The sequence below is a fragment of the Streptomyces sp. NPDC031418 genome (assembly GCF_055581605.1).
Genome location: NZ_JBVIJC010000036.1, coordinates 1 through 26,163, shown reverse-complemented (window position 1 = coordinate 26,163; position 26,163 = coordinate 1). Strand labels below are relative to the sequence as shown.

33 protein-coding genes, 3 pseudogenes and 1 riboswitch are annotated in these 26,163 nt (G+C 69.2%); of the genes and pseudogenes, 24 read left to right on the top strand and 12 right to left on the bottom strand.

Translation table 11 applies throughout. The features are described from left to right. Window positions 1-557 precede the first annotated feature (557 nt). Window positions 558-794, bottom strand: a complete 237-nt coding sequence (locus tag ACZ5CZ_RS36575) for a hypothetical protein (protein WP_468949069.1) — start codon at window positions 792-794, stop codon at window positions 558-560. Window positions 795-1,079: 285 nt separating this feature from the next. Here ACZ5CZ_RS36575 and ACZ5CZ_RS36570 point away from each other — a divergent pair, with 285 nt between their 5' ends. Beyond that, window positions 1,080-1,607 carry an SMI1/KNR4 family protein gene (locus tag ACZ5CZ_RS36570; protein WP_468949068.1) on the top strand — a complete coding sequence of 176 codons (528 nt, stop codon included), beginning with the start codon at window positions 1,080-1,082 and terminating at the stop codon, window positions 1,605-1,607. Between the two features lie 106 nt (window positions 1,608-1,713). Here the strand turns inward: ACZ5CZ_RS36570 and ACZ5CZ_RS36565 are convergent, their stop codons facing one another. Both ACZ5CZ_RS36565 and ACZ5CZ_RS36560 read right to left on the bottom strand, forming a co-directional pair. Further along, entirely contained in the window at window positions 1,714-2,058 is a 345-nt protein-coding gene (locus tag ACZ5CZ_RS36565; RefSeq protein WP_468949067.1) for a hypothetical protein, read from the bottom strand. Between the two features lie 502 nt (window positions 2,059-2,560). Further along, window positions 2,561-3,367, bottom strand: a complete 807-nt coding sequence (locus ACZ5CZ_RS36560; RefSeq protein WP_468949066.1) for a helix-turn-helix transcriptional regulator — start codon at window positions 3,365-3,367, stop codon at window positions 2,561-2,563. 207 nt (window positions 3,368-3,574) lie between these two features. Here ACZ5CZ_RS36560 and ACZ5CZ_RS36555 point away from each other — a divergent pair, with 207 nt between their 5' ends. Together ACZ5CZ_RS36555 and ACZ5CZ_RS36550 are read left to right on the top strand one after the other, a co-directional pair. Further along, window positions 3,575-4,312, top strand: coding sequence for an SDR family oxidoreductase (locus tag ACZ5CZ_RS36555; protein ID WP_468949064.1), 738 nt, complete (start codon window positions 3,575-3,577; stop codon window positions 4,310-4,312). A 165-nt stretch (window positions 4,313-4,477) separates the two neighbouring features. Continuing rightward, window positions 4,478-4,714 (top strand): hypothetical protein, encoded by a 237-nt coding sequence (locus ACZ5CZ_RS36550; protein ID WP_468949063.1) that lies wholly within the window; start codon window positions 4,478-4,480, stop codon window positions 4,712-4,714. Window positions 4,715-4,813: 99 nt separating this feature from the next. On the opposite strand, the gene ACZ5CZ_RS36545 is transcribed toward ACZ5CZ_RS36550, so the two are convergent. Beyond that, window positions 4,814-5,056, bottom strand: a complete 243-nt coding sequence (locus tag ACZ5CZ_RS36545; RefSeq protein WP_468949062.1) for a hypothetical protein — start codon at window positions 5,054-5,056, stop codon at window positions 4,814-4,816. Window positions 5,057-5,773: 717 nt separating this feature from the next. On the opposite strand from ACZ5CZ_RS36545, the gene ACZ5CZ_RS36540 reads away from it, so the two are divergent. Both ACZ5CZ_RS36540 and ACZ5CZ_RS36535 read left to right on the top strand, forming a co-directional pair. Next, complete coding sequence (locus tag ACZ5CZ_RS36540; protein ID WP_385848181.1) at window positions 5,774-6,271, top strand: RICIN domain-containing protein; 498 nt, start codon at window positions 5,774-5,776, stop codon at window positions 6,269-6,271. Between the two features lie 628 nt (window positions 6,272-6,899). Further along, window positions 6,900-7,334 carry a hypothetical protein gene (locus ACZ5CZ_RS36535; RefSeq protein ID WP_468949061.1) on the top strand — a complete coding sequence of 145 codons (435 nt, stop codon included), beginning with the start codon at window positions 6,900-6,902 and terminating at the stop codon, window positions 7,332-7,334. A 128-nt stretch (window positions 7,335-7,462) separates the two neighbouring features. On the opposite strand, the gene ACZ5CZ_RS36530 is transcribed toward ACZ5CZ_RS36535, so the two are convergent. Beyond that, entirely contained in the window at window positions 7,463-8,143 is a 681-nt protein-coding gene (locus tag ACZ5CZ_RS36530; protein WP_385848183.1) for an isochorismatase family protein, read from the bottom strand. Window positions 8,144-8,288: 145 nt separating this feature from the next. Here ACZ5CZ_RS36530 and ACZ5CZ_RS36525 point away from each other — a divergent pair. The 9 genes and pseudogenes from ACZ5CZ_RS36525 to ACZ5CZ_RS36485 all read left to right on the top strand — a co-directional run. Next, window positions 8,289-8,528: pseudogene (locus ACZ5CZ_RS36525) on the top strand (hypothetical protein); the annotation flags it as partial. A 91-nt stretch (window positions 8,529-8,619) separates the two neighbouring features. Continuing rightward, entirely contained in the window at window positions 8,620-9,297 is a 678-nt protein-coding gene (locus ACZ5CZ_RS36520; protein WP_468949058.1) for a GGDEF domain-containing protein, read from the top strand. After that, the gene (locus tag ACZ5CZ_RS36515) at window positions 9,294-9,734 is read left to right on the top strand and encodes an ASCH domain-containing protein (protein ID WP_468949056.1); all 441 of its coding nucleotides are present in this window, start codon (window positions 9,294-9,296) and stop codon (window positions 9,732-9,734) included. The genes ACZ5CZ_RS36520 and ACZ5CZ_RS36515 overlap by 4 nt, the downstream gene beginning before the upstream one ends. Next, window positions 9,731-10,024 (top strand): hypothetical protein, encoded by a 294-nt coding sequence (locus ACZ5CZ_RS36510; RefSeq protein WP_468949055.1) that lies wholly within the window; start codon window positions 9,731-9,733, stop codon window positions 10,022-10,024. The genes ACZ5CZ_RS36515 and ACZ5CZ_RS36510 overlap by 4 nt, the downstream gene beginning before the upstream one ends. 20 nt (window positions 10,025-10,044) lie before the next feature. Next, a complete protein-coding gene (locus tag ACZ5CZ_RS36505; RefSeq protein WP_468949053.1) occupies window positions 10,045-10,248 on the top strand; it encodes a hypothetical protein in 204 nt (67 codons plus the stop codon). Next, window positions 10,248-10,733, top strand: a complete 486-nt coding sequence (locus ACZ5CZ_RS36500; protein ID WP_468949051.1) for a hypothetical protein — start codon at window positions 10,248-10,250, stop codon at window positions 10,731-10,733. The genes ACZ5CZ_RS36505 and ACZ5CZ_RS36500 overlap by 1 nt, the downstream gene beginning before the upstream one ends. After that, window positions 10,733-10,915, top strand: a complete 183-nt coding sequence (locus ACZ5CZ_RS36495) for a hypothetical protein (RefSeq protein WP_468949049.1) — start codon at window positions 10,733-10,735, stop codon at window positions 10,913-10,915. Before ACZ5CZ_RS36500 ends, ACZ5CZ_RS36495 begins: the two co-directional genes overlap by 1 nt. Window positions 10,916-11,004: 89 nt before the next feature. Next, a complete protein-coding gene (locus ACZ5CZ_RS36490; protein ID WP_468949047.1) occupies window positions 11,005-11,424 on the top strand; it encodes a RapZ C-terminal domain-containing protein in 420 nt (139 codons plus the stop codon). Continuing rightward, complete coding sequence (locus ACZ5CZ_RS36485; protein ID WP_468949121.1) at window positions 11,421-11,630, top strand: hypothetical protein; 210 nt, start codon at window positions 11,421-11,423, stop codon at window positions 11,628-11,630. The genes ACZ5CZ_RS36490 and ACZ5CZ_RS36485 overlap by 4 nt, the downstream gene beginning before the upstream one ends. Window positions 11,631-11,788: 158 nt before the next feature. Here the strand turns inward: ACZ5CZ_RS36485 and ACZ5CZ_RS36480 are convergent. Both ACZ5CZ_RS36480 and ACZ5CZ_RS36475 read right to left on the bottom strand, forming a co-directional pair. Next, a pseudogene (locus ACZ5CZ_RS36480) lies at window positions 11,789-12,121 on the bottom strand (PhzF family phenazine biosynthesis protein); the annotation flags it as partial. Window positions 12,122-12,273: 152 nt separating this feature from the next. Further along, window positions 12,274-13,893, bottom strand: a complete 1,620-nt coding sequence (locus tag ACZ5CZ_RS36475) for an amidohydrolase (protein WP_468949045.1) — start codon at window positions 13,891-13,893, stop codon at window positions 12,274-12,276. Window positions 13,894-14,027: 134 nt separating this feature from the next. Between ACZ5CZ_RS36475 and ACZ5CZ_RS36470 the strand changes: the two genes are divergently transcribed. Further along, entirely contained in the window at window positions 14,028-14,999 is a 972-nt protein-coding gene (locus ACZ5CZ_RS36470; protein WP_468949043.1) for an Lrp/AsnC family transcriptional regulator, read from the top strand. A 206-nt stretch (window positions 15,000-15,205) separates the two neighbouring features. Continuing rightward, window positions 15,206-16,081, top strand: a pseudogene (locus ACZ5CZ_RS36465) (IS5 family transposase). A 7-nt stretch (window positions 16,082-16,088) separates the two neighbouring features. On the opposite strand, the gene ACZ5CZ_RS36460 reads toward ACZ5CZ_RS36465, so the two are convergent. Then, a complete protein-coding gene (locus tag ACZ5CZ_RS36460) occupies window positions 16,089-16,442 on the bottom strand; it encodes a hypothetical protein (RefSeq protein WP_468949041.1) in 354 nt (117 codons plus the stop codon). 179 nt (window positions 16,443-16,621) lie between these two features. Beyond that, complete coding sequence (locus tag ACZ5CZ_RS36455) at window positions 16,622-17,224, bottom strand: RICIN domain-containing protein (RefSeq protein ID WP_385848199.1); 603 nt, start codon at window positions 17,222-17,224, stop codon at window positions 16,622-16,624. A gap of 852 nt (window positions 17,225-18,076) precedes the next feature. Here ACZ5CZ_RS36455 and ACZ5CZ_RS36450 point away from each other — a divergent pair. After that, window positions 18,077-18,400 carry a hypothetical protein gene (locus ACZ5CZ_RS36450; RefSeq protein WP_468949039.1) on the top strand — a complete coding sequence of 108 codons (324 nt, stop codon included), beginning with the start codon at window positions 18,077-18,079 and terminating at the stop codon, window positions 18,398-18,400. Between the two features lie 699 nt (window positions 18,401-19,099). Beyond that, the gene (locus ACZ5CZ_RS36445; RefSeq protein WP_468949037.1) at window positions 19,100-19,444 is read left to right on the top strand and encodes a hypothetical protein; all 345 of its coding nucleotides are present in this window, start codon (window positions 19,100-19,102) and stop codon (window positions 19,442-19,444) included. Between the two features lie 347 nt (window positions 19,445-19,791). On the opposite strand, the gene ACZ5CZ_RS36440 is transcribed toward ACZ5CZ_RS36445, so the two are convergent. Further along, entirely contained in the window at window positions 19,792-20,715 is a 924-nt protein-coding gene (locus ACZ5CZ_RS36440; protein ID WP_468949035.1) for an oxidoreductase, read from the bottom strand. 79 nt (window positions 20,716-20,794) lie between these two features. Between ACZ5CZ_RS36440 and ACZ5CZ_RS36435 the strand changes: the two genes are divergently transcribed. Continuing rightward, a complete protein-coding gene (locus tag ACZ5CZ_RS36435; RefSeq protein ID WP_468949033.1) occupies window positions 20,795-21,388 on the top strand; it encodes a TetR/AcrR family transcriptional regulator in 594 nt (197 codons plus the stop codon). A gap of 258 nt (window positions 21,389-21,646) precedes the next feature. Beyond that, a complete protein-coding gene (locus tag ACZ5CZ_RS36430; RefSeq protein WP_468949116.1) occupies window positions 21,647-21,985 on the top strand; it encodes an ATP-binding protein in 339 nt (112 codons plus the stop codon). Between the two features lie 416 nt (window positions 21,986-22,401). On the opposite strand, the gene ACZ5CZ_RS36425 is transcribed toward ACZ5CZ_RS36430, so the two are convergent. Both ACZ5CZ_RS36425 and ACZ5CZ_RS36420 read right to left on the bottom strand, forming a co-directional pair. Beyond that, on the bottom strand, window positions 22,402-23,541 hold the full coding sequence (locus ACZ5CZ_RS36425; RefSeq protein ID WP_385848105.1) for a PP2C family protein-serine/threonine phosphatase: 1,140 nt from the start codon (window positions 23,539-23,541) through the stop codon (window positions 22,402-22,404). A 280-nt stretch (window positions 23,542-23,821) separates the two neighbouring features. After that, window positions 23,822-24,043, bottom strand: a complete 222-nt coding sequence (locus ACZ5CZ_RS36420; protein ID WP_385848104.1) for a hypothetical protein — start codon at window positions 24,041-24,043, stop codon at window positions 23,822-23,824. Between ACZ5CZ_RS36420 and ACZ5CZ_RS36415 the strand changes: the two genes are divergently transcribed. The 4 genes from ACZ5CZ_RS36415 to ACZ5CZ_RS36400 all read left to right on the top strand — a co-directional run bounded on the left by ACZ5CZ_RS36415 (window position 23,936) and on the right by ACZ5CZ_RS36400 (window position 26,036). Further along, window positions 23,936-24,160 carry a transposase gene (locus ACZ5CZ_RS36415; protein ID WP_385848113.1) on the top strand — a complete coding sequence of 75 codons (225 nt, stop codon included), beginning with the start codon at window positions 23,936-23,938 and terminating at the stop codon, window positions 24,158-24,160. The two genes, ACZ5CZ_RS36420 and ACZ5CZ_RS36415, sit on opposite strands and share 108 nt — an antisense overlap. A 78-nt stretch (window positions 24,161-24,238) precedes the next feature. Continuing rightward, a complete protein-coding gene (locus ACZ5CZ_RS36410) occupies window positions 24,239-24,865 on the top strand; it encodes a hypothetical protein (protein WP_468949030.1) in 627 nt (208 codons plus the stop codon). Window positions 24,866-25,021: 156 nt separating this feature from the next. Beyond that, window positions 25,022-25,240: a hypothetical protein gene (locus tag ACZ5CZ_RS36405; RefSeq protein ID WP_468949029.1), complete on the top strand. Its 219-nt coding sequence runs from the start codon at window positions 25,022-25,024 to the stop codon at window positions 25,238-25,240. 76 nt (window positions 25,241-25,316) lie between these two features. Beyond that, a riboswitch (guanidine-III (ykkC-III) riboswitch) is annotated at window positions 25,317-25,388 on the top strand. A 249-nt stretch (window positions 25,389-25,637) separates the two neighbouring features. Continuing rightward, window positions 25,638-26,036, top strand: a complete 399-nt coding sequence (locus tag ACZ5CZ_RS36400; protein ID WP_468949027.1) for an ACT domain-containing protein — start codon at window positions 25,638-25,640, stop codon at window positions 26,034-26,036. Window positions 26,037-26,163: the final 127 nt, after the last annotated feature.

Below are 26,163 nucleotides of genomic sequence, written 5' to 3'. Positions count from 1 at the left end.
CCCGGCCCGTTCGGCACCTGGAGCGATCAGGACGGCGAGGAAGCCGAACACGACCCGCCGTGGATGCTTCCACCGAACCACACTGCTGATTCGCCGAGATCCTTTTCTGGCGGGACAGGCCAGGTGACCTGGAGCAGGCGCAGGCATCGGCCACCCGCGCCCTGACCGTCTGCGGCGACACGCCGACCGCGTGGGCGGTCACCGTGCACTGCTTCCACGCCGAGCTCGAGCTGCGCACCGGCGACCCCGCGCGGGCCCGGTGGCTTCTGCTGGATGCCGCCGGCGGCGCCGAGTTGCCCCATCTCACCGCCTGGCGCAAGCCCCGCTGGTGCGACACCCTGGCTCAGGCGTCACTCGCCGCGTGCGACCCCGAGGCGGTCGCACACTGGGCAGAGCTCGCCGAGCGATCCGTCGAACAGCTCCCCTCCCCCGGCCGGAAGGGCTTCGCCCTGCGCGCCCGTATGCGCGCCCACGCCGCACACGGCCAGATCGAAGCCGCCCTGCACAAGGCGGTGGAAGGCGACGCCGTGGCGGGTGCGGTCGGCCAGAGCGTACTCCTAGCCGAATGTCTCGGCCAGGAACTCGGTGAGGGCCGCTGCCTCGGGCCGGACACCCAACCGCTTGGCCATGGCGCGCGCGGCGTTCCTGGCGATGACTTTGCTGGCGACGACCATCAGCACGCTGCCAGCGCGGGTCAGGGCAGCGGCGCCGGCGGCGAACACCTCGTAGTCGTCCTCCGCCCGCAGCGCGGTCAGGTACTGCTTGTTGAGCATCACGAAGGTGGCGATGCCCACCCTGTTGGCCTCCGCGAGGCTGTGGCTCTTTGAAGCGGTGGCCGATCTTCGCGTCCAGGTCGCGGTAGCGGGCGGGCAGCGGCAAGCCGAGGGCCCAGCACAGGCGGGCGGCGCGCACGAGGACGTCGAAGGGGGCCAGGACGCAGAACACACAGGACAGGCTTTTCCGGACTAACAGGGACCCGCCCCGTGCACGATGCACTGGCCGCGGCGGCGAACCGTGCCCCTCTGTGGGCATCTCCGTCGGCCAGGGCCGTTGCCATTGGCGGCGGCTAGCCTGCGGGCATGATCGAGACGACCGGCGACGACCGCCGCTTCCCGCCCGCCCTGGTCGCCGTCGCCCAGGTGGAGTTTGACTACGACGACGGCGAGGGCGTGGACTTCGAGCCCTACGACGCCTTCGACTCCGCCGAGGAGACCACCGACTGGATCCGCAACCGGACCGGCAACCATGAACTGGACGGCGGCGCCTACCGGGTCTTCGGACAGGACGGCACCGGCGGCCTCGTCGCCCTGTGGCGTGTGCGCCTGGGCCGGCCCCTCGCCGAACAGCCCGTGGTGTTCCTGGGCTCGGAGGGCGAGCGTGGCGTCGTGGCCGGAAACCTGTCCGACTTCCTGTGGCTGCTGGCCGACGGCCTCGGCCCAATGGAGGTCGTCGAGTACGAGCAGCGCGGAGCGCGACCGAACCCGGCACTGACCGAGCTCGCCGAGCGCCACGCCACCACGGCGCGCCGACCCGCCCGGGACATCATCACCGAGGCACAGGCCGAGTTCCCGTCCTTTTCGGAGGACCTGGACAAGCTCTGCCGCTGACGCAGTCCGCTCTCGCGCTCAGCGCCACTCGACGGCAAACACCTGGCCGTCCGGAGCGTCCGGGCACGTGAACGGACCCCCGAAAGATCACTCGGTGGATTCGGGCTCAGTTGCCGGTGAAGGTGATCGACGTCAGAATCGCCCCGTTAATCTGGTTATTGCACCTGTTCCGATAGAAGTTGTACGTGAATCCGTTAACGTCCGTCACCCAGCCCGTGTAGCTATCCGAGCACACCTGATAGACACCCACGATGTACATCCCGCCCACGTAGCCGGTGGCCTTGTTGCCGTCCCAGACGTAGCAGTCCTGGCCGGCGTTGATATTGACGACGCTCGACAGGTTGCACGTGGAGTTCACGACCGTGGCATTCGCCGGGGTTGCGTCGACGAAGCCGGTGGCGGCGATGCCGGCCGCCATCACTCCTGTTACCAGCTTGCGGACGAGTTGCATATGGACTCCCAAGCTCTGATACCCGCCCCCAGCGGGTAGACCTCGAAGAGCCAACCATCTCCCTGTGCATGCCAACAAGACCGCAGCAAGGACACCCACGGCCCACCCATTTCCGAATTAGGTGATTAAATGACACGAAGTCTCTTTGGCGGTGCCTTCGCGGATGTGGCGGAGGACGTGGACAGCCGACGCGTTCCCGGAGCTGTCGGAACCGTGGGACGGCCCCCCGACCGGGGCCTCCCAGATCCTCGATCTCCAGGACACCACCGGCGCCCCCTGGTCCAGCTCGTCACCGACAGCACCCCGACAAGGACCAGCAGGGAGAGAGAGGGCAAGCCACCGGGCTGTGGAACCCGGCGCACCCCGCAGTGTCACGCGACGGACCAGCTGGTCGTCCGCCCCTTTGTCCAGGAGTTGCTCGGCGCGCAGCCGCTGGTCGTCCGCAGCCGTACCGTAAGCGCCGGTACTGCCGCCGGCATCCTCCGTCATTCGCCGGTCACGGCTACGCTCCCGTAGGCAGTTCGCTGCTGTCGACATAGACGACCAGCGTCTGTTCCGGCTGTTCGGCCAGGTGAAAGGCGGTGTACGCATAATCGGTCGCTCCCCGTTGCGGGTGTCGTAGCCGTTTGCGACCGCTGTGCCGGGCCTGCACCTCGTACTGCGGCCACCAGTCCCGCACCTCCGGGCTGCCCTCGTTCAGGTCCTCGATCAGTCGGGTGTACCGCGGGTCGCCGCAATGGCGTGCCGCTAGCGTCCGAAGTCGGCCGAGCAGGCCGCGTGCTTCGGGTTCCCAGTCGACCAGAACGTCCCGGGCCACCGGTTCGAGGAACACCCAGCGGGCGAAGTTGGCGGGCCGGTCCGCCTCGGTGATGAGCCTCGGGAACAACTCGTGGGCTGCCTGGTTGTGACTGAGGACGTCATAGTTGCCACCGATGATGTATGCCGGGTTCGGCTGGAGCAGCAGGGGGACGGCACCCGCCTCGGCGGTTAGCGGCTCGCGTTCCTCGGCTTCGGCCGCAGGCGCGTGACCGGCAAGCTGGAGAAGATGATCGCGCTCGTGCCGGTCGAGCCGCAGCGCCGCGGCCAGGGCGTTGAGTACCTGTTCGGAGACGCGGATCTTTCGCCCCTGCTCCAGGTAGGTGTACCAGGTGGCGCTGATTCCGGCCAGCAGTGCCAGTTCCTCTCGGCGAAGTCCCGGAGTCCGACGGCGGCCGGTCTGGGGCAGGCCCACCTCATCAGGAGTCAGGCGCTCTCTCCGGCTGCGCAGGAATTCACTCAGCTGCCGGCGTGGGTCCCGGTGCGCGGGCATGATGGCACCTTCAGTTCCAGAATAAGTACGGTCTGGATACCAGGCTAAGGCCATCGGAGACTGGTGTGCGAGCACGGGCCGCAGCATGACCGACGGCCTCACACGGTCACACCGGCACCCGGCTGTCTGGTGCGCAACGGCTTGGCGGACGCTCCTCCAGGAACCGCTGCCGCCCGGCCCCGGTGCCGAAGACGGAGAGGACAACTCATGTCCGCAATCAAGGGCAAAGTGGTGGCGATCACGGGAGCCAGCAGTGGCATCGGCGAGGCGACCGCGTTGCTGCTCGCCGAACGCGGCGCGCGACTCGTCCTCGGCGCACGCCGGTCCGAACGCCTGGCGGAACTGGTGGCCCGGATCGAGAAGGCAGGTGGCACGGCCGTACAGATCCGCACCGACGTGACCCGGCGGGACGACCTGCATGCCCTGGTCGCGCTGGCCAGTGAGTGCTTCGGCCGACTCGACGTACTCGTCAGCAACGCCGGAGTCGGCACCATATCGCCTCTCGACGATCTGCGCGTCGAGGAGTGGGACCACATGGTCGACGTCAACGTGAAGGGCGTGCTGCACGGGATCGGCGCCGCGCTGCCGGTCTTCCGGGCGCAGGGAACCGGCCACTTCATCACCACCGCCTCCACGGCCGCGTTTCGCATCGTGCCGACCATGGCCGTCTACGCCGGCACCAAGTTCGCCGTCCGGGCCATCTGCGAAGGACTGCGCCAGGAAGCCGGCGACTCCTTGCGGGTGACCACCGTCTCACCTGGTGCGACTGCGACCGACTTCGCCGAGGCGTCAACCAACAGCCAGGTCAGAGCAGAGATCACGAAGATGCGGGACGACATCGCGATCCCGCCCGACGCGATCGCCCGTGCCATCGCTTTCGCGATCGAACAGCCTGCCGCGGTCGACGTGAACGACATCGTCGTCCGGCCCACCGCCCAGAGCTGACCTTCCCTGGCAACAAAGGCCCGCTGGCCGGTGGGGCCCGAGTGGAAACGACGGTGCGGGGCGGCGTCGATGTGGACGGCAATGGCCCGGCCGTCCGCGCTGATGCCGATCAGCGCGGCGGAGGCGGGCAGCACCTGAAGCTGCTCGCGCAGGCCGGGGAGGTCAGTGGACCTCCAGCCCGACTCCAGCAACGGCTACACGATCACCTACGGCACGCCGGAGAGCAGCGAGACCGAGGTCCTCGCGCCGTCGACGGATTCGACCGACCTGCCGACGTTCCACGCCGACGGCGCAGGCACCGCAACTCTCACTGCTGCTGCCAGGTGCGAGTCCACCGATGCGGCGAACCCTTGTCCGGACTCGGTCCCGGCCTGGAGCGTCACCGTCACGGTGGCGCAGTAGCTCGCATCCGATGCAATTGGCGCCGGTAGGAACAATGGAGCAGCGGTTGGCGCTAAGCCCTGATCTTGGTTGCGCCGCTGTCTTCCGGAAGCCGGGTGGTCACCGGGCGGGTTCCGGCTGGTCCGCCGTACGCGGGGCGGGGAGTTCGCCGGCCTTCAGGGCGGTGAAGGCGGCGTGGGCGGCCTCGATCGCTTCGGGGTATGCCTCGCGCTTGGCGTGCTCGGCGAGCGCCCGGTAGATGCTCGCCAACGAGGGGCTCTGCCCCTTGCGCTTACCAGTGGGGATGATCAGGTCGGGCTGGATCTGCTCGACCGACTCTCCGTTCGCCCTGCGCCGCAGCACGGTGTGGAGCAGAGTGGGCGTACGGCTGCCCGGACTGTCATCTGCCCATCCAGGGCGGGCGCGCTGGCCTGGCCGCACACCGCAGCACCGTCCACCACGGCCGTGACGACCCCCGGCGCCGCATCACCATTCAGCTCGGCCTCTGAGCCGCCCCGCCTCACAGCGTGACGGACGCTCCGTGCCGCCCCGGCGCTTCCGCACCACGGAGGCCGGGGCGGTCGCGGTGGCCCCTCAAGCACTGGCACGGAGAGGAGATGGGCGTCATGCCGCGCACCGAGTTCTATGAGGTCGATGTCCCGATACACGACACCACCGACCCGGCCCGCAAGGGTGTTGTGACTGAGCGTGCCGGTTGGCCGCTGTGTACTTCAGTTGGCCATGTCGGCGCTCAGAGGCAGTAGTGCACGAGATCAGCCCGCGCTGCTGCAAACCACTCAGCCGGGGGAAGCGCGATCCAGACATCCAGTTGTCCAGACAGAGCGGTGTTGATGAGGAATCTGTGATGCGTCGGGACCTGTTTCGGACACGCTGGCGTCAACGACGTGTACGGATGGTCTTGGCCCGTTATGTCGCGGCACGAATGATCTGAGGGACATCAGGCGGACGCTTTCTGGGCTCGCTGGGAAGTTCTTGGCGCGCGCCGGGGGAGGCAGACGCCGTGGCGATTGCTGTGAGCCGTCCCCGGGGCGGCTTGAGCGACAACCCACAGGAGTGAATGTGTCGAAGTGTCGTAAGGCCCTTGTGGCGGCTGCGGTTGTGTTGGCTGCGGGACTGGCAGGCAGTGCTCCGGCTCAGGCGAGCAGCGCGCGTGCCGCCAGCCTTTCTTTCAGGCTCATCGATGCGGGGACCGGCGACTGGGCGAAGAACTTCCCTCCCGGGGAGCAGCGGCCGCCGTTCGCGACGGGCGTCGTCCTCGACCAGGACTTCGCATCCGTCTACGAGAAGTGGAACGTCACGCGGTACGAGGACGGGTATGCCATTCAGGACGTCGGGACTGGCTTCTATGCCACGGACCGGGGCGGGGAGGTGCTCGGCACCTCGGAATTCGACCCCGGCACCTCGGTCTGGTCGGTCGAGCCGGCAGGCGGCGGGCTCTACACCATCAAAAAGCGGGGTCAGGACTCGGTGTGGACCGAGGTCGACAATCACGTCGAGCTGAAGCCCGCCGACGGCTCGTCCACTCAGCGCTGGGCGTTCGAACGCGTCGACGGCTGACGCCTGCCGCACGGGGCGGGTCTGGGGCCCGCCCCGGTCACGTCATGAAGACTGAACGCGGCAGCGCGAGGGAAGCGGGCGACCACTCTTGGTCCTCGATGTCCGGAGTCCGAGAATGTCAGGTCGGCCCGCGGCCTGGGCGCTCTCTGCTTCTTCGACGTCCTGCCGGGCGGCCCGGTCGTCGTCGCCCTGGTGGACGCCAGCGGCTGGCTACAGCCGGCCTCCCGCACCATCGGCGCGGAGATCACCGTGTACGGCGGCTGGACGGCCGGACCGAAGGGGTGACCCAGCACCGGCACCATCGGGAAGGCAGTCTGCCCTTCACAACAGGCCAGGCACCGGGCCCCGCTCACGCAATGCGAGCGGGGCACGGCCATGTCTCACGGCCCAGCCAACTACGACACGAGGAGAGGCCAAGCGAAGCACTCATTGGCCAAGTACCTCGCTCAGTCACACGTGCTGTGACTGAGCGCTTTAGTTGGCCAGTGAGCGCAACGCCCGGCCGGTGGTGTTCGGCAGCCACGCGTCGCCGAGCACCACGCACCCCGCGCCTCCGTGTCCGATCACGGGACGTACCATGGCGCCGCTGAGCCGCGAAAGGGGGGCCTGACCTGTGGCAGGTGGTGCAGTGATCATCCCGTTCCTGGCGTTCGTTCTGGCCATCCCGCTGGCGATGCTGTCCTATGCGGTCGGCAAGAAGACGTCCCAGAAGATGGGCTGGCTGTTCGCCTCGGTCGTGGTTGGCCTGCCCGCTGTGCTGCTGATCGCCATGTTCATGCCTCGAGGTGGCGCCTCCGACCCGTCGCGTCCCATCATCTACGGGAATCCATACGAGCCCGGCTCGATTGCGGACGCCCAATACAAGCGCGGCTACGACTTCGCCGCCGCTCTCGCCAAGCAAGGGGAGAACCCGGGATCCGGCATGGCGGACGACGTCTATCTCTGGTGCCAGGACCGGCTGACGCCGGCAGCAGGCTTCAAGGGCAAGGTCACCACGGCGATGATGCAGGGCTGCATCTGGGGATCCCAGCAGCGCTCCGCGCCTCCGTCGAGTGCGCCGTAAGGTCAACTAACGCGCTCAGTCACACTGGTGTGACTGAGCGCGTTACTTGGCCACTCTGCTTACTGCAGTTGGCCACACCGTCCGACGTCGGTATTGCTGGGCGCGGCTTGGCCCCGGTCCGCCCGTTGTCAGTCCGGGCAGTGTCCGATCAAATCCAGCACCTCGTCCGTGGTCCGTACGTCACCGAACGACCGGTAGATCGTGGACAGCGCGGCATTGTGGTCCCGATCGCGCCGAGCCGCGTTTGCGTCGGCCACCATCAGCACGCGCAGGCCCGTCGTGGCCGCGTCCCTGGCGGAGGACTCGCAGCAGACGTTCGTGAGTGCGCCCGTGATGAGGACGGTATCGGTGGCGCACTCGGCCAGCAGACCCGGCAGCGGTGAGCGGTCAGGGAAGAAGGCACTGTAGGCGGTCTTCTCCACCACCAAATCATCCGGCCGAACATCGAGGGCGTGCCACAGACGCGAGCGGAGCGGCCCTTCCCCGCCTGTCGCCGCGAACGCCTTGCTGACGGTCGGTCCGTAAAACTCGCTGCTCACCCTCCCGAGGGGTGGCTCGTTCGCCGGCAGCACCCATGCGACCAGTCCGCCAGCAGTGCGCAGCGCCCCGGCGATGCGGCCGACGTTGGGCACGATGCCGCGGACATACGGATTGGCCTCGGCGAAAAAGGGCACCATGTCGATCACGATCAGTGCGGTGCGTTCCGGATCGAGGCTCTCGTAGGCGTGTCTCCTGCCACGCCTGGACTCCTGCCGCGCGTACTCCCGGGGGTCGATCCACCAGTCGTGGATCTTGGAATCGGTCGGCATACGCCCCCCTCAGTCGGCTTGCCTGCGGCTGCTGGGAGTCTGCCCTCGGACACCGACAACCAGGCTGTCCCCGCCCGCCGGCCCCACGTCGTGCTCAGAGCGGCCAGCTGAAGAGCACAGTGGCCGAGTAACGCGCTCAGTCACAGGTGTGCACGTCTTCACTGGCGTCGCGGACTCCCCCGCCGCGGCCCTGCGCCGCGCGCACGAGGTGTACGACGCCGCGCTCGCCGCGCACCCGGCCGGACTCGAGATCCCCGGCAAGCAGCCGGACAGCTGGGGAGCGCGCGGGCTTCGGCCCGGCTGGCAGATGGAGTGGCCCGCCGCGAAGGCCGGCCTCTGGAGCAACCCCGTCAGCTGGACGACCCGCAGCGACTTCGCGCTGTAGCTCCGCCCCGGGGCAGCCGCACTTGCTTGGCGGCTTCGTCGGCTGCCCCGGGCCCATCCATCCCGCACGAGACGAGACGGAGAACCCAAGTATGTCGTCCCTCCTGCGCGTTCAGGGCCGGATCGGCCAGCGCACCCTCTTACTGACGACCGCCGCCGTGCCGTTGACCGGCTGGGCGGTGCACGCCGTCGCACTGCACAAGCGGCTCGCCGCCACGCGGAAGGACCCGCTGACCGGCCTGCTGCGCCGCGACGCCTACACCGCCCGCGCCCACCGGCTCCTGGCCCGCCACGGCGACGACACGGCCGTAGTCATCGTCGACCAGGACCACTTCAAGGCAGTGAACGACGACTTCGGGCACCCGGCCGGGGACGCCGTCCTGGCCGCGACCGCCGCCCGGCTCAACGCGTGGGCGGGCCCGCGCGCCACCGTCGGCCGCCTCGGCGGCGACGAGTTCGCCGTCGTCCTGGAGCTGCCCGCCACACGCCTGGAGCAGCGCCTCGCGCAGCTGGTCCGCATGCTGCACACCCCCGTCGTCCTCGAGGACGGCCGCACCGTCGACGTGGCCGCCTCGGTCGGCGCCGCGACCCCGGCCACGGTCGGCTCCCGCGACCTGACCGTGCTGCAGCGGGCCGCCGACGCCGCCCTGTACGACGGCAAGCACTCGGGCCGCGCGGCCATCGCCTCGCCCGCGCACACCACGGTGCCGTCCGTCAACGGCCGCCGTGCCGGGCGCCCGGGAACGGCCGTATGGGGGCGAGCCGCATGAGCACGCCCCTCCCGCAGGGCGACTGGATCCGCGGCATCAGCGTCCAGCAGCCGCACGCCACCTGCATCCTGACCGGCGCCAAGGGCATCGAGAACCGACCCAGGCCATGGAGCTGGCGCGGCTGGATCCTCCTGCACGCAAGCCAGCGGATCGACCGGCTTGCCCTGCGCGTCCCGCTGATCGCCCGCACGATCCGCTGCCGGGAGCTGACCACCGGAGCCGTGATCGGTATCGCGCGCCTGGTCGACTGCCACCAGGACCCCGAGGGCTCCGAGCCCTGCACGCCGTGGGCGCACCCGGGCGCCTGGCACCTGGTCCTGAAGGACGTCCAGGAGCTGCCGCTACCGGTCCCCGCCGCCGGGCAGCTCGGGCCCTGGAAGCCGACCGAGGACCTGCTGGATCGCGTGTTCCAGCAGCTGCCCGCCTTCCGGCCGTGACCCGCCCGGGACGCACGAAGGAGGAGAAGCCGCCGTTCGAGCCGGGCCTGATCCCGGCTCCCGGCGAGTTTCTCGTCTGGCGCGACGGCCAGCACTTCGACCGCTGGCAGGACCTCCCCTGCACGCTGTGCGGCCCGCCCACGCCCATGCGCTCCCACTCCGGCGAGCCCGTGCACAAGGCATGCGCGGAGGGCTGGATCACCGCCAACCCCGTGGAGGCCCGCCGAGGGCGGTTCGCCTCCGACCTCGCGCCGAAGCCCAAGTCCAAGGGCCAAGGCGACCACGCCTGACCTCCACCTGGAGGACCTCCATGAGCAGCACCGACCGCGACGTCGACCACGCCTTCGCCTACCCCGAGCCGCCGGCCTCCCCGCTCTGGCACCGCCACGGCGCGAAGGCACGCCCGCTCACGCCCGCCCAGCAGCGGCGCAACCGCGAGCTGCTGGACATCGCACAGCGCACCACCCGACCCCGCTCCCCTCGCCCCACCAAGCCCCTGGCGGAGGCCACCTGATGGACACCAAGCATTGCGCCGTCGACGGCTGGGTCGACGCGATACCCGCCCCCGGCCCGTGCACCGGGACCGCCACCTTCGACCTGATCGTCCGGCCCGCCGACATCGACGCGCTCCCCGACGACGCCCCCGACACGGTCGTCACCTGCACCAGCGGCGACCCCCGGATCACCCACGAGCTGCTGAACCGCATCCAGCCCGGCGACCTGCTGCGCGTCACCGGCACCCTGGTCCAGCCGCCGGCGCCCGGCGAGCCCGCCCGGCTCACCGTCGACGCCCTGGAGGTCCTGGACACCGGGCTCATCCCGGTCCTACGGGACATGGTGATGGACCGCTACGGCGACTACTGCGTCATCTTCGACGCCGACCGCGAGAAGGTGCCCCTCTTCACCGCGCTCGGGCAGTGGGTCGGCGAGGCGGACACCCCCGACGCCATCGCCACCCTCATCGACATCCACGAGCGCGTGAACGGCGGTGACGCCTGATGGCCACCACCAGCCCGCAGGCCCGCACGGTCCTGGAGCGGTTCCCCGCCGGAAGCCCCCGCGGCTCCTGGCCGGCCGAAGAGTACGCCGCCAACCAGCGCGCCCAAGGCCCCAACGCTCAGGTCGTGATGGACCTGCGCACTGACCAGTTCCTCGTGGTCACCGACACCACCACCGAGTAGCACCACTCCGGAGCGCCGCGCCCCGCCCTTCCCGGCCGGGCGCGGCGCTCCGCACGTTCCCGCCCTTCACGCCCGAGCAGGAGGCACCCTTGCACCCGATCCGCCTGATCTCGTTCGGCTACCTGCACCTGCCCACCGGCCCGGACAGCTCTCCCGTCCCGCCCGCCGCCGACCGGATCGAAGACGTCCGCGACCGGCTCCGCGACCCGGCCGCCGCCCGCGCCATCCTCGACCTCGACGGCCTCAACCCCCGCGTCCAGGACGTCGTCCTCGCAACGCCCGGCGCCCTCGAGCTGCTCGCCAACCTCGCCGACTACGCCGACCTGCCCGCCGCCCCCGGCCGCATCGCCATCGGATGTGCAGGCGGCAGGCACAGGGCATCCGGACTCACCGAACTCCTGGCCCGCGAACTGCGTGCCCGCGGTCGCCAGGTCGACGTCGAACACCTCCACGTCCATCTCCCGCGCGTCCTCAAGGCGGCCGACACCAGCACCGGAGCGAGCGCATGACGACCCCCGGCCTGTACGACCCCGTGACCAGCGAGGGCGACGACGGCACCATGCACCCCGCCGAACGGCTCTGGACGCCCGGCGAGGACGCGGTGGAGAACGGCTTCATCGTCCATCGCGGCATGCACGTCACCGGCATCGACGACCCCATCGACGACCACCTATACCCAGTCGGCTTCGTCTTCCTTGGCAAGTCAGCGTGTTGATGTGGTGTCCGGCAGCCGTACCGCGTGCATTTCTCGGGCGCGGCTATTCGGCTTCCGGTTGTGGGCGCCATGTGCCGTCGAGCGGGATTCCGGCGGTCGCCGCAATCCGGTCGCACCCGGGGCGGAGCGGCGAAGGACAACAGGTCCTCACCACGGCGCACCGTGACCAGACCCGCAGCGCACTCTTGCACCAGGTACTCGGCATGCTGCGGCGTGCCGCCGCCGTCCAGCCAGGCACGCGCCGAGCCGAGGGTGGGGTGCCCGGCGAACGGCAGCTCACCTCCCGGGGTGAAGGTCCGCAGCCGGTAGTCCGCCTCCGCGACGGTGGGCGGCAGCACGAACGTGGTCTCGGACAGATTCGTCCACCGCGCCAGCCGCTGCATCTCCTCCCCGCTCAGGTCCGTCCCGTTCAGAACGACCGCGACCGGATTGCCGGAGTAGGGGCTCGTGGCGAACACATCGACCTGCACGAACGAACGGGTACGCGGCATGGTCTCGACACCTCTCGGCAGCGGATATGGCAGGCTCTGCACATCCCGCCCACCGGCGGAGCAGGACCATCCCAACGGGCGCCCGCACCACCACGACAGGGCCAGTCCCAACAAAGTGGATTGACTGGCCCTGCCGTCATGAGGGGGCATGTTCACCGCTCGGTGGTGGAGGTGACCAGGAGTCCGCCGAGGAAGGTGTGCGTGGGCTTCAGGTCGCGCAGGGCGTCACTCGGGCAGTGGGCGGGGTCCCGGTCCCAGACGGTGAGGTCGGCGAGGCGGCCGGGGGTCAGGGTGCCGCGCAGGTGCTCCTCGCCGGTCAGCCGGGCGGCGCCCGCGGTGTGCAGGGTGAGAGCCTCGTCGTAGGAGATGGCGTGCTCGGGGCCCTTGACGCCGATGACGGTCTGCCGGGTGGTCATGCCCCACACCGAGCGCATGGCACCGAACTGGCCGACGGGAAAGTCGGATCCGGCACTGACCTGAGCTCCCAGGTCGATCCAGCCGCGGGCGGGGAACAGGCGCGCGACACGTTCCGGGCCCCAGAAGCCCTCCTCCACCTCGGCCGTGTCGTGCAGCAGTGGCTGCTGGATGGTGACCGGGATGCCCAACTCGACGGCACGGGCCTGCTGTTCGGGACCGGCCAGGCCGCCGTGCTCCATCACCAGCGTGCCGGCGGGCAGTCCGGGGTTGCGCTGAAGGACGCGCTCGTAGACATCCAGGAGGGTGCGGACCGCGCGGTCGCCGTAGGCATGCGTGCCGACCCGCCAGCCGCGCCGCACCACCGCCTCTACCGCCTCGACCAGCGCGTCCGGTTCCCAGATCAGCATCCCGGAGAAGGCGTGGTCGCAGGCGTACGGCTCCTCGGTGGCCCCGGCCTCCAGGCCGCCGTCGAGGCCGAACTTCACCCCCCACACCGACAGCCACGGGTCGGAGGTGTGACGCCACTCCTCCATGACGTCGAGCAGATCCTCCACCTGCGCGGCGCTGGTCAGACCGAGCGCCGAGATCAGCGCCCGCACCCGGGTGCCCAGCGCCCCCGCCACACGGGCGGCCAGGAGCACCGCGTAGTCCTCAGGGGTGACCGCGCAGTCGCGCACGGTCCCGATGCCCGTGGCGGCGTAGTCGCGGCTGGCCAGGCGCAGTCCGTCGATGCGCTCGGCCCGGTCCGGGGCCGGGACCAGGTGCTCCACCAGGTGCAGGGCGTTGTCGATCAGCCGGCCGTCCAGCTTGCCGTCGGCGCCGCGCCCGATGGTGCCACCCGGCGGTACGGGGGTGTCCTCGGTGATGCCCGCCAGCCGGAGCGCGTAGGTGTTGACGACGTCGTTGTGGCCGCCGCGCTTGACCAGGACCGGGTGCCGGTCGGTGGCCGTGTCGAGTTCGGCCGCGGTGGGCATGCGGCGCTCGGCCAGGTTGAGTTCCTGCCAGTTGGTGGTGGTGCGGATCCACTCGCCCTCGGGCGTGACGGCGGCCCGCTGCCGGATCAGGTCGAGGAACTCGGGGACGTTCCGGGCCCGGTGGACGGGGACGTCATGGGCACCGAGCGCGGCGAAGATCAGGTGGGTGTGGGTGTCGTCGAAGGCGGGCAGCACGGTGGCATCCGGCAGGTCGTGCACCCGCGTGTCCGCGCTCACCAGGTGGTCGAGGCCGTGGGGGTCGGCGGACACGGCGGCGATACGGTCGCCGCGCACGGCCACTGCCCGCTGCGGGGCCTGTCCGGGCACCAGGGTGTGCACCGCGCCGGCGCGGATCAGCAGGTCGGCTCCGTGATCAGTCATCGTCTTATCCCTCATCTCGCGGGTGCCGATCCGAACGTGTCGTTCGGTGACGAGACTGTTGTAGAAGGGATGCGGGGATTCACCGCCAACCTGAAGGCGAGTGCGCAGAAAGTGCGCCAGAGACTCGGCCTATCATGCGGATCATGCGACAGGTACTCGATGAAACCGATCGGCGGATCGCGGCCGCGCTGGTCGCCTCGCCGCGTGCCTCCTGGCGCGAGGTGGCCCGCTGTCTGGGGCTGTCCGAGCGCACCGTCGTACGCCGGGTCGCGCTGCTCTACGCCGACGGCACCCTGCGCGCCACCGCCGTACGCAACCCGGCACGCTTCCCGCACCTCATCCCCGTCGCCCTGCGCATCCGCTGCCGCCCCAACAAGATCCGCCAGGTCGCCCAGGCACTGGCCCGCCGCCCCGACACCGTCTGGGTGGACATCCTCGGCGGCGGCGACGAGATCTCCACGATCTTCTTCCCCGAAGGCGCGGAGGCCCGCAACAACCTGCTGCTGCGCGACCTGCCCGCCACCGACGCCGTCGGCTCCTGGACCGCCCATACCCTGCTGCGCGTCTTCCCGACAGCGTTCCGCTGGACCGCCGGTCTCCTCTCCCCAGCGGAACTGGCCGAACTCGCCCCTGCGTTACTCAAGACGCCGGCAGCGTCGTACACGCAAGTCGACGTCGACACCGCGCTGATCGCCGCTCTGACCGAGGACGGCCGGGCCACCTACACGGATCTGGCCCGCCGCGCCGGCACCACGGCGCTGACCGCCCGCCGACGGCTTGAGGCCCTCGTGGAGGGCCAGGTCTTGCGCCTGGCCACTGAGCTCGATCTCGCGCTGCTCGGCGCGCAGACCGAGGCGCTGCTGTGGATCGCCGTACAGCCAGGTGCGTTGCAGGAGACCGCGCGGACCCTGAGCACCCACCCGCACGTCCGCTTCTGCGCCGCCACCACCGGTCCCGCCAACCTGGTCGTCGCTGTCGCCGCCGCGAACCTCGACGCCCTGTACACCTTCCTCACCGACACCGTCGGCCCCCTCGACGGGGTCACCGCCATCGACACCACCCCGCTGCTGGCGACCGTCAAACGCACGGGCCTGATCCGCCACTGACGGCAGCGGCGGCATCCCCATCCCGTCGTCGCGGCAGCGACTTCTTGCTCCTCCTCGTGACGGCGGCTGTTGCGTACGACGACGGGTGGTTTCCTGACTTCAGATGGAAGCAGGCATCCCGGGGCCTGGCGACTCGCAGGCAGTTGCGCGCCACGGGGTTAGGGTCTGTTGCGAAAGTGGATCTTGTTCCTTGATGATCATGCCCTGTGGGACGTGGGGATCTGACGAACGGCCAGTGGGCCCGGCTGGAGTCGTTGCTGCCGACGGGCATCAAGCCGGGTCGACCGCAGGTGTGGACGCGGCGGCAGCTGATAGACGGCATACGGTGGCGGACCCGGACCGGTGGCCCCGTGGCGGGACGTGCCCGAACGTTATGGGCCGTGGGAGCGGGTCTATGACCTGTTCCGGCGCTGGCAGCGAGACGGTACCTGGGCGAGGATCCTCACCCAGCACCAGGCCGAGGCGGACGCGAAGGGCCTGATCACCTGGGACGTCAACGTCGACTCCACCGTCTGCCGGGCCCACCAGCACGCCGCCGGAGCGGCGAAAAGGGGGACCTCCAGAAGGAGCCACCCGGCGGGATCTTCGTCGAGCCGGCCGACCACGGCCTCGGACGCTCCCGCGGCGGACTGACCAGCAAAATCCACCTCGCCGTCGAGCAGGGGCAAAAGCCCTTGTCCGTCGTGATCACGGCCGGGCAGCGGGGCGACTCCCCGCAGTTCGAGCCGGTGCTGGAAGCCATCCGGGTCCCGAGGCTGGGGCCAGGCAGGCCGCGCAAGCGCCCGGACCGGGTCCGGGCCGACAAGGCGTACGACTTCCGCGCTAACCGCTCCTACCTGCGCAGACGCGGAATCAAGGCCACCATCCCGGTTCCGGCAGACCGGGTCAGCAACCGCCTCAAGCGCGGATCGTGCGGTGGGCGGCCGCCGAAGTTTGACAAGGACGACTACAAGCAGCGGCACGCTGTTGAGTGCGGGATCAACCGCCTCAAGCGCCACCGGGCCATCGCCACCCGGTACGACAAAACCGCCGTCCGCTATGAGGCAACTGTTCTGGTCGCAGCGATCAACGAGTGGCTGTGACGGTGCTCTAACAGAGCATCGGAAGCCATGCCATCGCCTCACGCCAATCCTGGCGATCATGCGCCCAGTCCATCATCACTTTGGCAATCGGCTCTGGGCCGATGATCTCATGTGGCCGTGGGACGTGAGCCTGGAAGTGCTTGTCTGCGCTGCCTTCGCGGTACTCCACCTGGTAGCTCATGTCGTCATTCAGGTAGACCTGCATATCGTGCTGATCCACAGGCTCCAGGTCGAGCCTGCTGAGGATCACGAACCGGTGACGCAGGTTCATATCAGCCAACAGGTCGTGCAGGGCGTCCTCGGTCGGATCGTCCACAACGCGCCCGTCATCCTCGATTGCCCGCAGCACTGGTCTCACCATGCCCGCGACTGTACTGGCCTACCAGGATTTAGTCGCCCGCCAACGCACTTTCACAACACTCCCTAGGCGCCCCATCGTCATCGGCTGCCTGAACGACGAAGCGGCGGTGGTTCCTGTGGTGGTGAAGGCGGCGCCCCGGCCGAGAGCCGTACGCGCTGCTGTGTCACGCTCGGCGCGGGTCAGGCGTCCATGTCGAAGATGTACCAGCCCTGCCAGCCGCCGTCCTGCGACCCGCCGTTGCAGGGGTAGCCGCGCAGCAGGTCGGAGCCGCCGTTACCGGCGTCGGAGTCGTCCAGGCAGCGGCCGGTGTTCGCGTTCTGGAGCACCTGCTGGTAGTAGGACGGGCTGGTGCCCGTATTGCGGTTGACGATCCGCCACTTCTGCCAGCCGCCGTCGTAACTACCCCCATTGCAGGAGTAGCCGCGAAGCAGCTCCGTCCCGTTCGGCCCGGCGTTTGAGTCGTCCAGGCACAGGCCAGTATTCATGTTCTTGAGCTGGGCGTAGCCGTTGGGGTCCACGGAGATCACGCGCCACTTCTGCCAGCCCCCGCTGTAGCTGTTCTGGTAGCAGGGGAAGCCGCGAAGGAGGTTGCCGTCTTTGCTATTCGGGTCGATCGAGTCGTCCACGCATCGGTTGGTGTTGTCGTTCGGGCCGATCCAGTAGTCGTGTTCGACCTGCCAGTGGTCGGTGTTGACCCCGACCGCCGCGGCCGCCGTGCCGGTCTCTACAGCGACGCCGCCGAGAGCGAGCCCGGCAGCCGCAGCGCCCTGGATTACCCGCATGGTGACTTTCCGCATGGCGTGCACCCCACTCACGCATGGAAGGGTCAGCCCTGTCGCTTCCCCCTGAGCGCCGCTCGGCCTGGTCCTCCGCGAAGCGGCAGGGCCAAACTATCGAACACACGAGCCGTGCGGATACGATTCTGTCTTTCCTCGCCGTGGCCAAGTTCATCCAGCTGTGGCGCGCGGTCGACTTGTCACTGGTCGCCCTGGCGCTGCTCGCTCTGGCTGTCGCCACTCTCGCCATGGGATGCCGGCCGCGATGAGCCGCACCCGTCTGGATGGCGTACTACGACGACGCCCACGACGCCTACCAGCGGGCAATCCGCGCCGGTCACCCCCAGCTCTCCCCCGCCGCCACCTTCTTCCTGGCGGTCATGCTCAGCGAGGCCGGCCTCCCGAAGCACGTACCGCCACCTCATGACCACCGGACACCCGGTCCAGGGTGGCATGGCAGCCATCAACCTTGGCATCAGCCTGGGTAAAGCCGGTGACATCGACGGCGCCCTCGATGCCTTCAAATGGGCCGCCAACGGAGCCTGGGAGGAATCGGCGGCCCACGCCAGGGACATGCTGGCAAACGCCGACTTCTCCGACACGCCGAATCCCTCGATCCGGACGCCGCACGCTGATCAGACAGGACAGACGCACTGCGGAAGCTGGGCATGCAGTGGGCGTAAGGCCCAGCAGCGGGCGGGTCACCGTGTCCGGCGCCCCACGCAGCTTTGCAGGCGGCGACTCCGCCGGCGTGAGCCGTTTTGCGCGGCCCATCGTGGCCTTGCGCTGCGTTGGCCAGGTAGTCAAAGCCGCCTCGGCGGCGTTCGGCGGAGCCGTTAAGACGAGCGTTCAGGTGGCATGTGGCATGTGGCATGGCAAGCGTGTCCGTTGATTGTGGAGATCGTTGCTCTCGATATGAAACGGACATACGCCACCTGCTGCTTTGCCGTCCTGACTGTCGGGCTCACCGCCGCCCCCGCCGCGGCCGGCGGCCTCCTGCCGATCGTCTCCCCGGCGTTCGGCACCCTCTGCGCCAGCGGAACAACCACTCACGGCACCGGAGCCGCCGACAGCAACCTCGCAGGGCTCCCCATCAGCAACCCCACCAACCAATGCGGCGGAGCCGACCTGACCCCCTCGCAACTCACAGCGCCGCTCTACAAAGTCAAGGTGCTTGCATGATTTGCTTGGCGTTGTGCGGCAGGTCATGGTGTCCAGGGCCCACAGCCACGTGGCTTCGGCCGCTGTGTCCGAGACGCGGTGACTTCACTCCCGCGTGAGGCGTGGGGCACGGGTACGTCCGGTGAACACGGGGTCGTACACGGGGCCGCAGCAGCGAGGGCCTGCCGATCGCGTAGGTGGAAAGCGCGCCCGACAACTGGTGAACCGCAGGGTCAGCGAGACCCTTCCCAGGCGTTACACGTACTGGGGTGCGACGCCCCGGGGGTCCTGATCTGTGACATGGCACTGGAGTGTGTTTAGAGCCTTGGATCTTGGGTGTGGTCGCCATGATGCTTGCCCTGCCGAGGACGGAATCAGGGATTCGCTCCCGGTCAGTGCGGCGGCGAGGCCGCCCGCCCCTCCGGCCCCGTTCGGAGGTGACTGCAGAGAGCTACTTGTCACTTCGCCGTAGCTTCGGGAGAACGGGTCCTGGTAAATGACGATTGCTGGCCTCGCCGAGGGACAGCGCGAGCGCCTGACGGCCCTCGGCGTCACCCCCTGCCCCCGGGGCAGAAGACCCCCGCCAGGGCCCCAGGGGCGGCTCAGGCGGCTTCGAACGCGGCCGGCGCCGCCCTCGGCCTCCAATGGGCGGCGCCGGCCGTGGATGGGGACGGCATAACGAAGGACAGCGGTTGGTCACCGCTGTACAAGCCTTCAGCGGTGACCAACCGCGCGGATCACCGTTTCCACGACATGACCCCTCGTAGGACAGTCACAGCGCTCGCCCTCACAGCAGCGGGCCTCGGAGCCGGGATCGCGGCTGCCACACCCGCAGCAGCCGGCGGGATCATCGTCATCGACTCCCCGGCATTCAACAACTCGTGTGCCAACCACGGCACGCATCATCCACAGGCCCAAGGGCTGACATCGAACGGAAGTGGTCCAGCACAGGGACTGCTCGCCCAGGTGCCGACCGCAAGCCCGCTCAATCAGTGCGGCGGCGCAGATGCTTTCTTCATCGGCATGATGGCCCATGAGACGGCCCGGCTAACAGCCTTTCAGTGACGGTTTCATGTGTGAGCCGGCTCCTGTCGACCGTTCCTGAATCTTGACCCCCTGGGAATCCGGGAAATTGACCCCCACTGGGTTGATCAATCGCGGCTCGCGCGGTTCTCCTTGGCGAGGAGTTCGCGCCGTTGGCGGGTGCGGTAGGAGTCGCCGGTGAGGGTGAGGAGCTCGGCGTGGTGGACCAGGCATCGATCATCGCGGCGGCGACGTCGAGCTCCCGGAGGCCGCGGCGGGCACACAGCCCGGCCATTCGCCGGCTGCACCGGTTGGCCGGACCTGTGCCCCACCGAGTGCGGCCACCCGTCCCGCCGCAGGACCGCCGATCCGACGGGCCGGCCACGGCTTCAAGGCTGAACTGCCGCGGTCGGCTCCGGGAAGGTGACGCCGGTCAGCTCTTCGGAGGCGGTCCACAGGCGGCGGGCGGTGGCCGGGTCGCTGGCCGCTGCCGAGCGGCCGGCCAGGGCGGGGGTGCCGCGCATCTCGAACATGCCGTCGGGGCCGACGAAGCTGCCGCCGGGCAGGTCCTGGACGGCCGCGTAGAGGGGGTTAAGTGCGCCCGCCTGGCCGTCCTGGGCGATGAACTTGTTGCCGAGGCGGAAGAGGAGGCGCCGCAGGGTGCTGGCGTCGTTGCCCTGGAGGTTGGTGGCGGCCCAGCCGGGGTGGGCGGCCAGCGCGCGGACGGGCGAGCCGGTTGCGGTGAGCCGTCGCTGGAGTTCCAGGGTGAACAGCAGCATCGCCAGTTTGGACTGGCTGTAGGCGGTCATCGGGTTGTACTCGCCGGTCAGGTCGAGGTTGTCGAAGTGGATGCGGGGACTGCCCGGGGCCTTGTGTGCAGTGGACGAAAGGGACACCACGCGGTCCGTGATGTGTGGCAGCAGCAGGTTGGTCAGGGCGAAGTGCCCCAGGTAGTTGGTGCCGAACTGCGTCTCGAAGCCGTCCTTGGTGCGGCCCTCGGGGACGTTCATGACGCCGGCGTTGTTGATGAGCAGGTCCAGGTCACCGTGCCAGTCGGCGGCGAACTCGCGCACGGAGGAGAGGTCGGCCAGGTCGAGCCGGCGGACCTCGACGCTGCCGTTCACGGCCTGGGCCGCGACCTCGCCGCGCTTGGTGTCCCGTACGGCGAGGACGACGTGCGCGCCCGCGCCGGCCAGGGCCGTGGCGGTGGCGAGACCGAGGCCGCTGTTGGCGCCGGTCACGACGGCGGTGCGGCCGGTCTGGTCGGGGATGTCGGTGATGTTCCAGGGCTGGGTGTGCGTGGTGTTTGCCATGACCCCAATGTATGCACTGCTCACAATGTATGCAACATTAACAATGTGGGCGTCGCTCACACACGGCTAGGCTGAGGGCATGACGAACCGCCCCTACCACCACGGAGACCTCCCCGCCGCGCTCCTCGCACGGGCCGAGCAGACGTTGCGCGAGAAGGGATCGGGCGCACTGTCCCTGCGGGAGCTGGCCCGCGAAATCGGGGTGAGCCCCGCCGCACCGAGCCGCCACTTCAAGTCCAAGCAGGCACTGCTGGACGCCCTGGCACTGACCGGGTTCGAGCGACTCGCCGAGGCCATCGCAGCCTCGCAGGAAGGCGCTGGTGAGGCGTTCGCCGACCGGCTGGATGCTGCGGCCCGCGCCTACGTGGGCTTCGCCGTGGCCAACGCCGCACTGCTCGACCTGATGTTCTCGGTCAAGCACAGCCCGGAGGCGTCGGAGGCGGTGGGCGCGACCGCCCACCGGTGGTCCGAGCACCTGCTGGAGCTGATCGGCGACGGGCAACGCCGCGGCGAAGTGCGCGAGGGGCAGCTGGAGCGTGTTGCGCTACCGGTCTTCGCGGCGCTGCACGGCTACGCCGGCCTGACGGTGAGCGGCGTACTGCCTCCGGAGTTGGCCGAGCACGGCCTGGACGACCTGATCGCGTCCATCCTGCGCGGCTGTGAGCCGCGATAGAGCCGCGCAGGATGATCAGAGGGGTCAGTTTTCAGGAACTGGCTGAGGGCCATGTTTCAGAGACTGGCGACAGGGCCTGTGGCCAGCCCACCACGGAAGTCTGCGGCCGCCGCTTGCCACTGGCGGCTTCAGCCACAGGTCGCCTGATGGTTGGTACGACGTCGCTCGCCAGGGTGGTTGTCCCGTCTCGCCGCGGGGTGTTGCCGGGCTCGGTGAAGGCGATGTGGTTGGCTCCCGTCTGGACGAGGCCGGGCCACGCTGGCCCACCAGGCTGGCCGACTCGAAGCCGAGTTGAAGAAGATCCGCCGTTACAAGCTGATCACCATTGACGAGGTGGGCTACATCACGTTCGATCAGGACGCGGCGAACCTGTTCCTCCAGCTCATCGCGTCCCGCTACGAGCAGGGCTCCGTCATGGTGACCTCGAACCTGCCCTTCGGGCGCTGGGGAGAGACCTTCTCCGACGACCTCGTGGCCGCCGCGATGATCGGCCGCCTGGTTCACCACGCCGAGGTCCTCACCCTCACCGGCGACTCCTACCGCACCTGCCGGCGAGGCGAACTCCTCGCCAAGGAGAACCGCGCGCGCCGCGACTGATCAACCCACTGGGGGTCAATGTTCCGGGCTCCCCGGGGGTCAAAATTCAGGAACCGTTGACACGGCCCGCTGGTAGCCGTTCCCCGTACTGTCCGCGAGAAAAGGAATGCCCTCGCGAGCGCGAGTACCAGCTCGGGAGGCCGAGGTCAGTGGCTTCGCAGGAAGACTGGGGGGCAGTCCGATGGGCCGTGGGGAAAGCATGTGGTCGATGACCCTCGGATCAGCCGCGAGCACCGCGACTGCATCGCAAGGTTTTCCCGGGCCGGTCCCTCGGAAAGTGATGGTTCGGAGCCGGACTCCCTCGGCCAGGACCTTCGACCACGAGCGGGCCTTCACCTTGTTCACGTACCCGACCGGGCCAGGCCCCTGCTCGGGGTAGACCACGCGTTGCGCCACGTCCACGGCATGGTCGCTGTTCAGAAGCTTGCGCCGAACCTGCTTGTGTGGGTGACGCGTCCGTGATGGCGGTGTCGGGCGGTGTCGGGCTCGCGGCGGAGCGCGACGAGAGCCGCGTCGTCGTCAAGGCGTCCACGGGTGTGGGTAAGCAGGTCGCGCCGGATGTGGTGCAACAGCGATTCCGGGCCGGTCTCCGTCCACTGGGCGGCCCGTGTCTCGAAGGGGTAGAAGTCTCCGTCGGCGTCGCGAGCTTCGATGACGCCATCGGTATAGAGCAGGAGTGTGTCACCGGGCTCGAAGGCGAGTACATCGATCTTGTAGTCCTCTGTCCCCAGCTCGCCGATCCCCAGCGGTGGCGCGGGGTGCAGGCTGGGCACGGTGAGGGAACTGTTAGGGCTGAGCACCAGGGGCGGGGGGTGCCCGCAGCTGACGATGCGGGTGATGGGGTCGTCGTCGGGGAGTTCCAGCAGCAAGGCGGTGGCGAAGCGTTCGCCGGCCTCCTCGGCTGGCTCGAAGTCGGCCAGGTAGCGGGTGACGCTCCGTCCCAGGGCAGCGGCCAGATCGGGCAGGGAGGTGTGCTGGTGTGCGGCTTCGCGGAAGGCTCCGAGCAGGAGGGCGGCCTCGCCGATGGCGGACAGCCCCTTGCCGCGCACGTCGCCGATCATGATGCGCACACCACCGATGACGCGGGTGGCCGCGTAGAGGTCACCGCCGATCTGCGCCTCGTCCTCGGCGGCCAGGTACAGACAGGCGATCCGCAGGGGACCGATCCGCTCCGGCAGCGGCCACAACAGGACGTGCTGCGCGGCCTCTGCGACCGACCGCACCTGGGCCAGCTGCCGTCGGGACCGCTCACGCACCACGCAAAAAAACACGATCACCGCTGACAGCACTGCCAGAGCGAGTATCTGTACCAGCACGTTACGCGAGGTCAGCACGCCGAAGTGCCAGCCGATGTACGACTGCGCCGCCACGGTCAGGAACCCGATCAGCCCGGTCAGCCATGGGCCGGCGAACGAGGCCGTGATCGCAGGAGCGATGACCAGCAGCGGACCCAGATGGATGTCCGCCGGGACCAACTGGTCCACCACTGTGATCACCACGATGAGCACGATCGGGATCACCAGCAGCGCATGACTCGACTGCCACACCTGCCGCACACCGGCCACTCCATGCCCGGACTCCACACCTTCCAGGCTGCCACCACCCAAGGCAGCTGACGAACGAGGACTGGGACAGGAGCAGCGGCGGCAACGACATTCCTGTGATGCAACTGCATGTTGTTCCGCTCAAGTCTTTGGTGTCACGAACTCCCTGGCACCGGCCCTATCCACCAGTGGGCGCGCGTCGACGCAGCGCGGGCGGAGCGGGCCGAAGTCAGGAGCGGCGCCCGCAGCGGAGCCGGGAAGCGCGCCCGGCGGAGCGGAGCGCAGCCGGGGCTTATGCAGCAGGGAAATTCCTATCGCCCTGCGGGCCGCCCGCGAAGGCCGGGTCCTGCCGAAAGAGACGACCTACCGCGTCATTACCTTCGCCAAAGACGACAAGGTCGCGCACCTGGGCACGTCCCTGCTCGACACCGAGCAGTACCCGGCGGAGGAGCTGATTCCCCTCTACCGACACCGCTGGGAGATCGAGCTGGCCTTCGACGAGATCAAGAACCATCTCGGCCTCCGGGGGGCCATCCCGAAGCCGTGCGGCAAGAACTGTGGGCCCTGCTCGCGGTCCATCAGGCCGTCCGCCGGGTTGCTCACGAGGCCGCAGCGAGTGACCCGGTCCTAGGAGCTGTCCGGCCGGTCACGTGGAGGTGGAGGAAAACGGCGGGCCCGGGGGTTGTTGGCCCTGATAGAACATGGGTCGATGGGTATTCAGGAACGTGACCGCAAGGTCTGTCGGCCTCTGCGACGGGCTGGCCTCGAGGTGATCCCCAACGCTGTGCCATCGGGCACGATGCCGTTCGTCCGCGGATACGGTGCGGAGGACGTGGCCGGAGGCTTCTCGCACCGATACGACACCTCGCGGCTGGTTGAGCGCCTCAATGCGGACTGGTACGACCTTGCGGTCTCCTCGGGCCTTTTTGACCACCGGCGCGAGTTCCTCGTGCAGCTTCCGCAGGGCACCCGTTCGCACCTGGCCGCCCTGCAGCAAATGCACAGCGGCAGCCATGCACCGGCACTCTGGACCCGCGTCCGGCTGCTGGATCGCTGGGACATCATGGGCCGAGGCGCGGCATCGGCGTTCCTGGGCGTGCACTCGGGCCACCCGGGCTTCGGCATGATGGCTCTGGACGGCAGCGTGTACGTCTGCGCCTCGACGGGCGAGACCGGCATCAACGTCCTCGTGGTGCATCACCCGGACCGCTCGGAGAACGTCCTGCGACACCTGGAGTGGATCACGCGTTACGACAGCCCCTATGCAAACCGCGAGGAAAAGCAGCGTGCCGCCGTCTGGCTCGCCAGCCGTGCAAGGGGCCTTCCGAGTCGCTGATGACGAGATCCCGGACGGGCTGACTGCCGCCGCGATCTCCTGCCCCTCGGCCTTGGCCGTGACCAGCTCACGGACCTTCTCCTGGTAGGTGTCGTGATAGCGGGACCGTTCCCAGTCGGAGCTGAGCGCATCGACCAGCTGCAGCGCCATGTCCAGTTGCTTGCCGCGCCCCGCCCGGCCCGAAAAGGCGTCCTCGCCCACGCAGCCGCTCTGGCCGACCTCAACGTTCTGGCGTACGCCCTCGTCAAAGCGGCGCGAGGAGAGGAAGCCGCAGCCGCTCTGCACGCCACCAAGGGGTTTGCGACCCGATGGCCCGGACACCTCGACGGCGACCCACTGGAACGCTTCACCCGCGCCTACCTGACGTTCACCTGAGCTCCGCCCCCGACGCCACAACCCAGAATTGCGCAGGGCCCGCCCAAGCTCGGGCGGCGGAGCGGGGTACAATCCCGGCGGCGGATCAATCGTGTCTCCGCCCCGGACGAGCGCGCAGCCGTACCCGGCCGAGCAAAGACGGCGCGCATCACAGCATGTCCCTGCTTCGCGCTGCCGTCCCTCGTAGATGGTCGGCCTCCTCACGATTCCCATGACTGCCGCGCCGCGTCCTATTGCTGGAACGGCGCTGTCCTGCCCGCACCTTTAGCCCGATCGCCGCCATCTGCGGCCATCCGCCTGTCCCCTCACGCCTGCGGCGACATCCGTTCACGGCGTGTGCGGGCGCCCGTCCCCGCAATCGCACATTCACACCTTCTGTAACCGATGGAGAATGCCCATGTCCGGAGAGACCGACCTGCGCGCCCTGCTGACTGGCATGCGGCCCGAACTGCACAGTGGCGCATACGTGTTCAGCACCGTCGCCGACCATGTCGTGCCCGAGGGAGTCGTACCGGTGGTGACGGCCCTCGAGGACGAGGGGCTGACGATCGTCGCCCGCAAGGAGGAGGCGGACCGCAGCGGTCTGCCCTACGACTACGTCGCCGGGTGGATCACCCTGCGCATCCACTCCTCCCTCGCCGCGGTGGGGCTCACGGCAGCCGTCGCGCGGGCGCTGGCCGACGCGGGGATCAGCTGCAACGTGGTCGCGGCCTTCCACCACGACCACCTGTTCGTCCCGCACGAGAGCGCCGAGCGGGCCGTCGAGGTCCTCGAGCGGCTCACCCGGCCCGCCTAGGATCCCTCCAGCCGCCGTGGGGGGGGGAGGGGGGGGGGGGGGGGGGGGGAGAGGGGGGAGGGGGGGGGGAGGGGGGGGGGGGGGGGGGGGGAGGGGAGGGGGGGGGGGGGGGGTTGGGGGGGGTGGT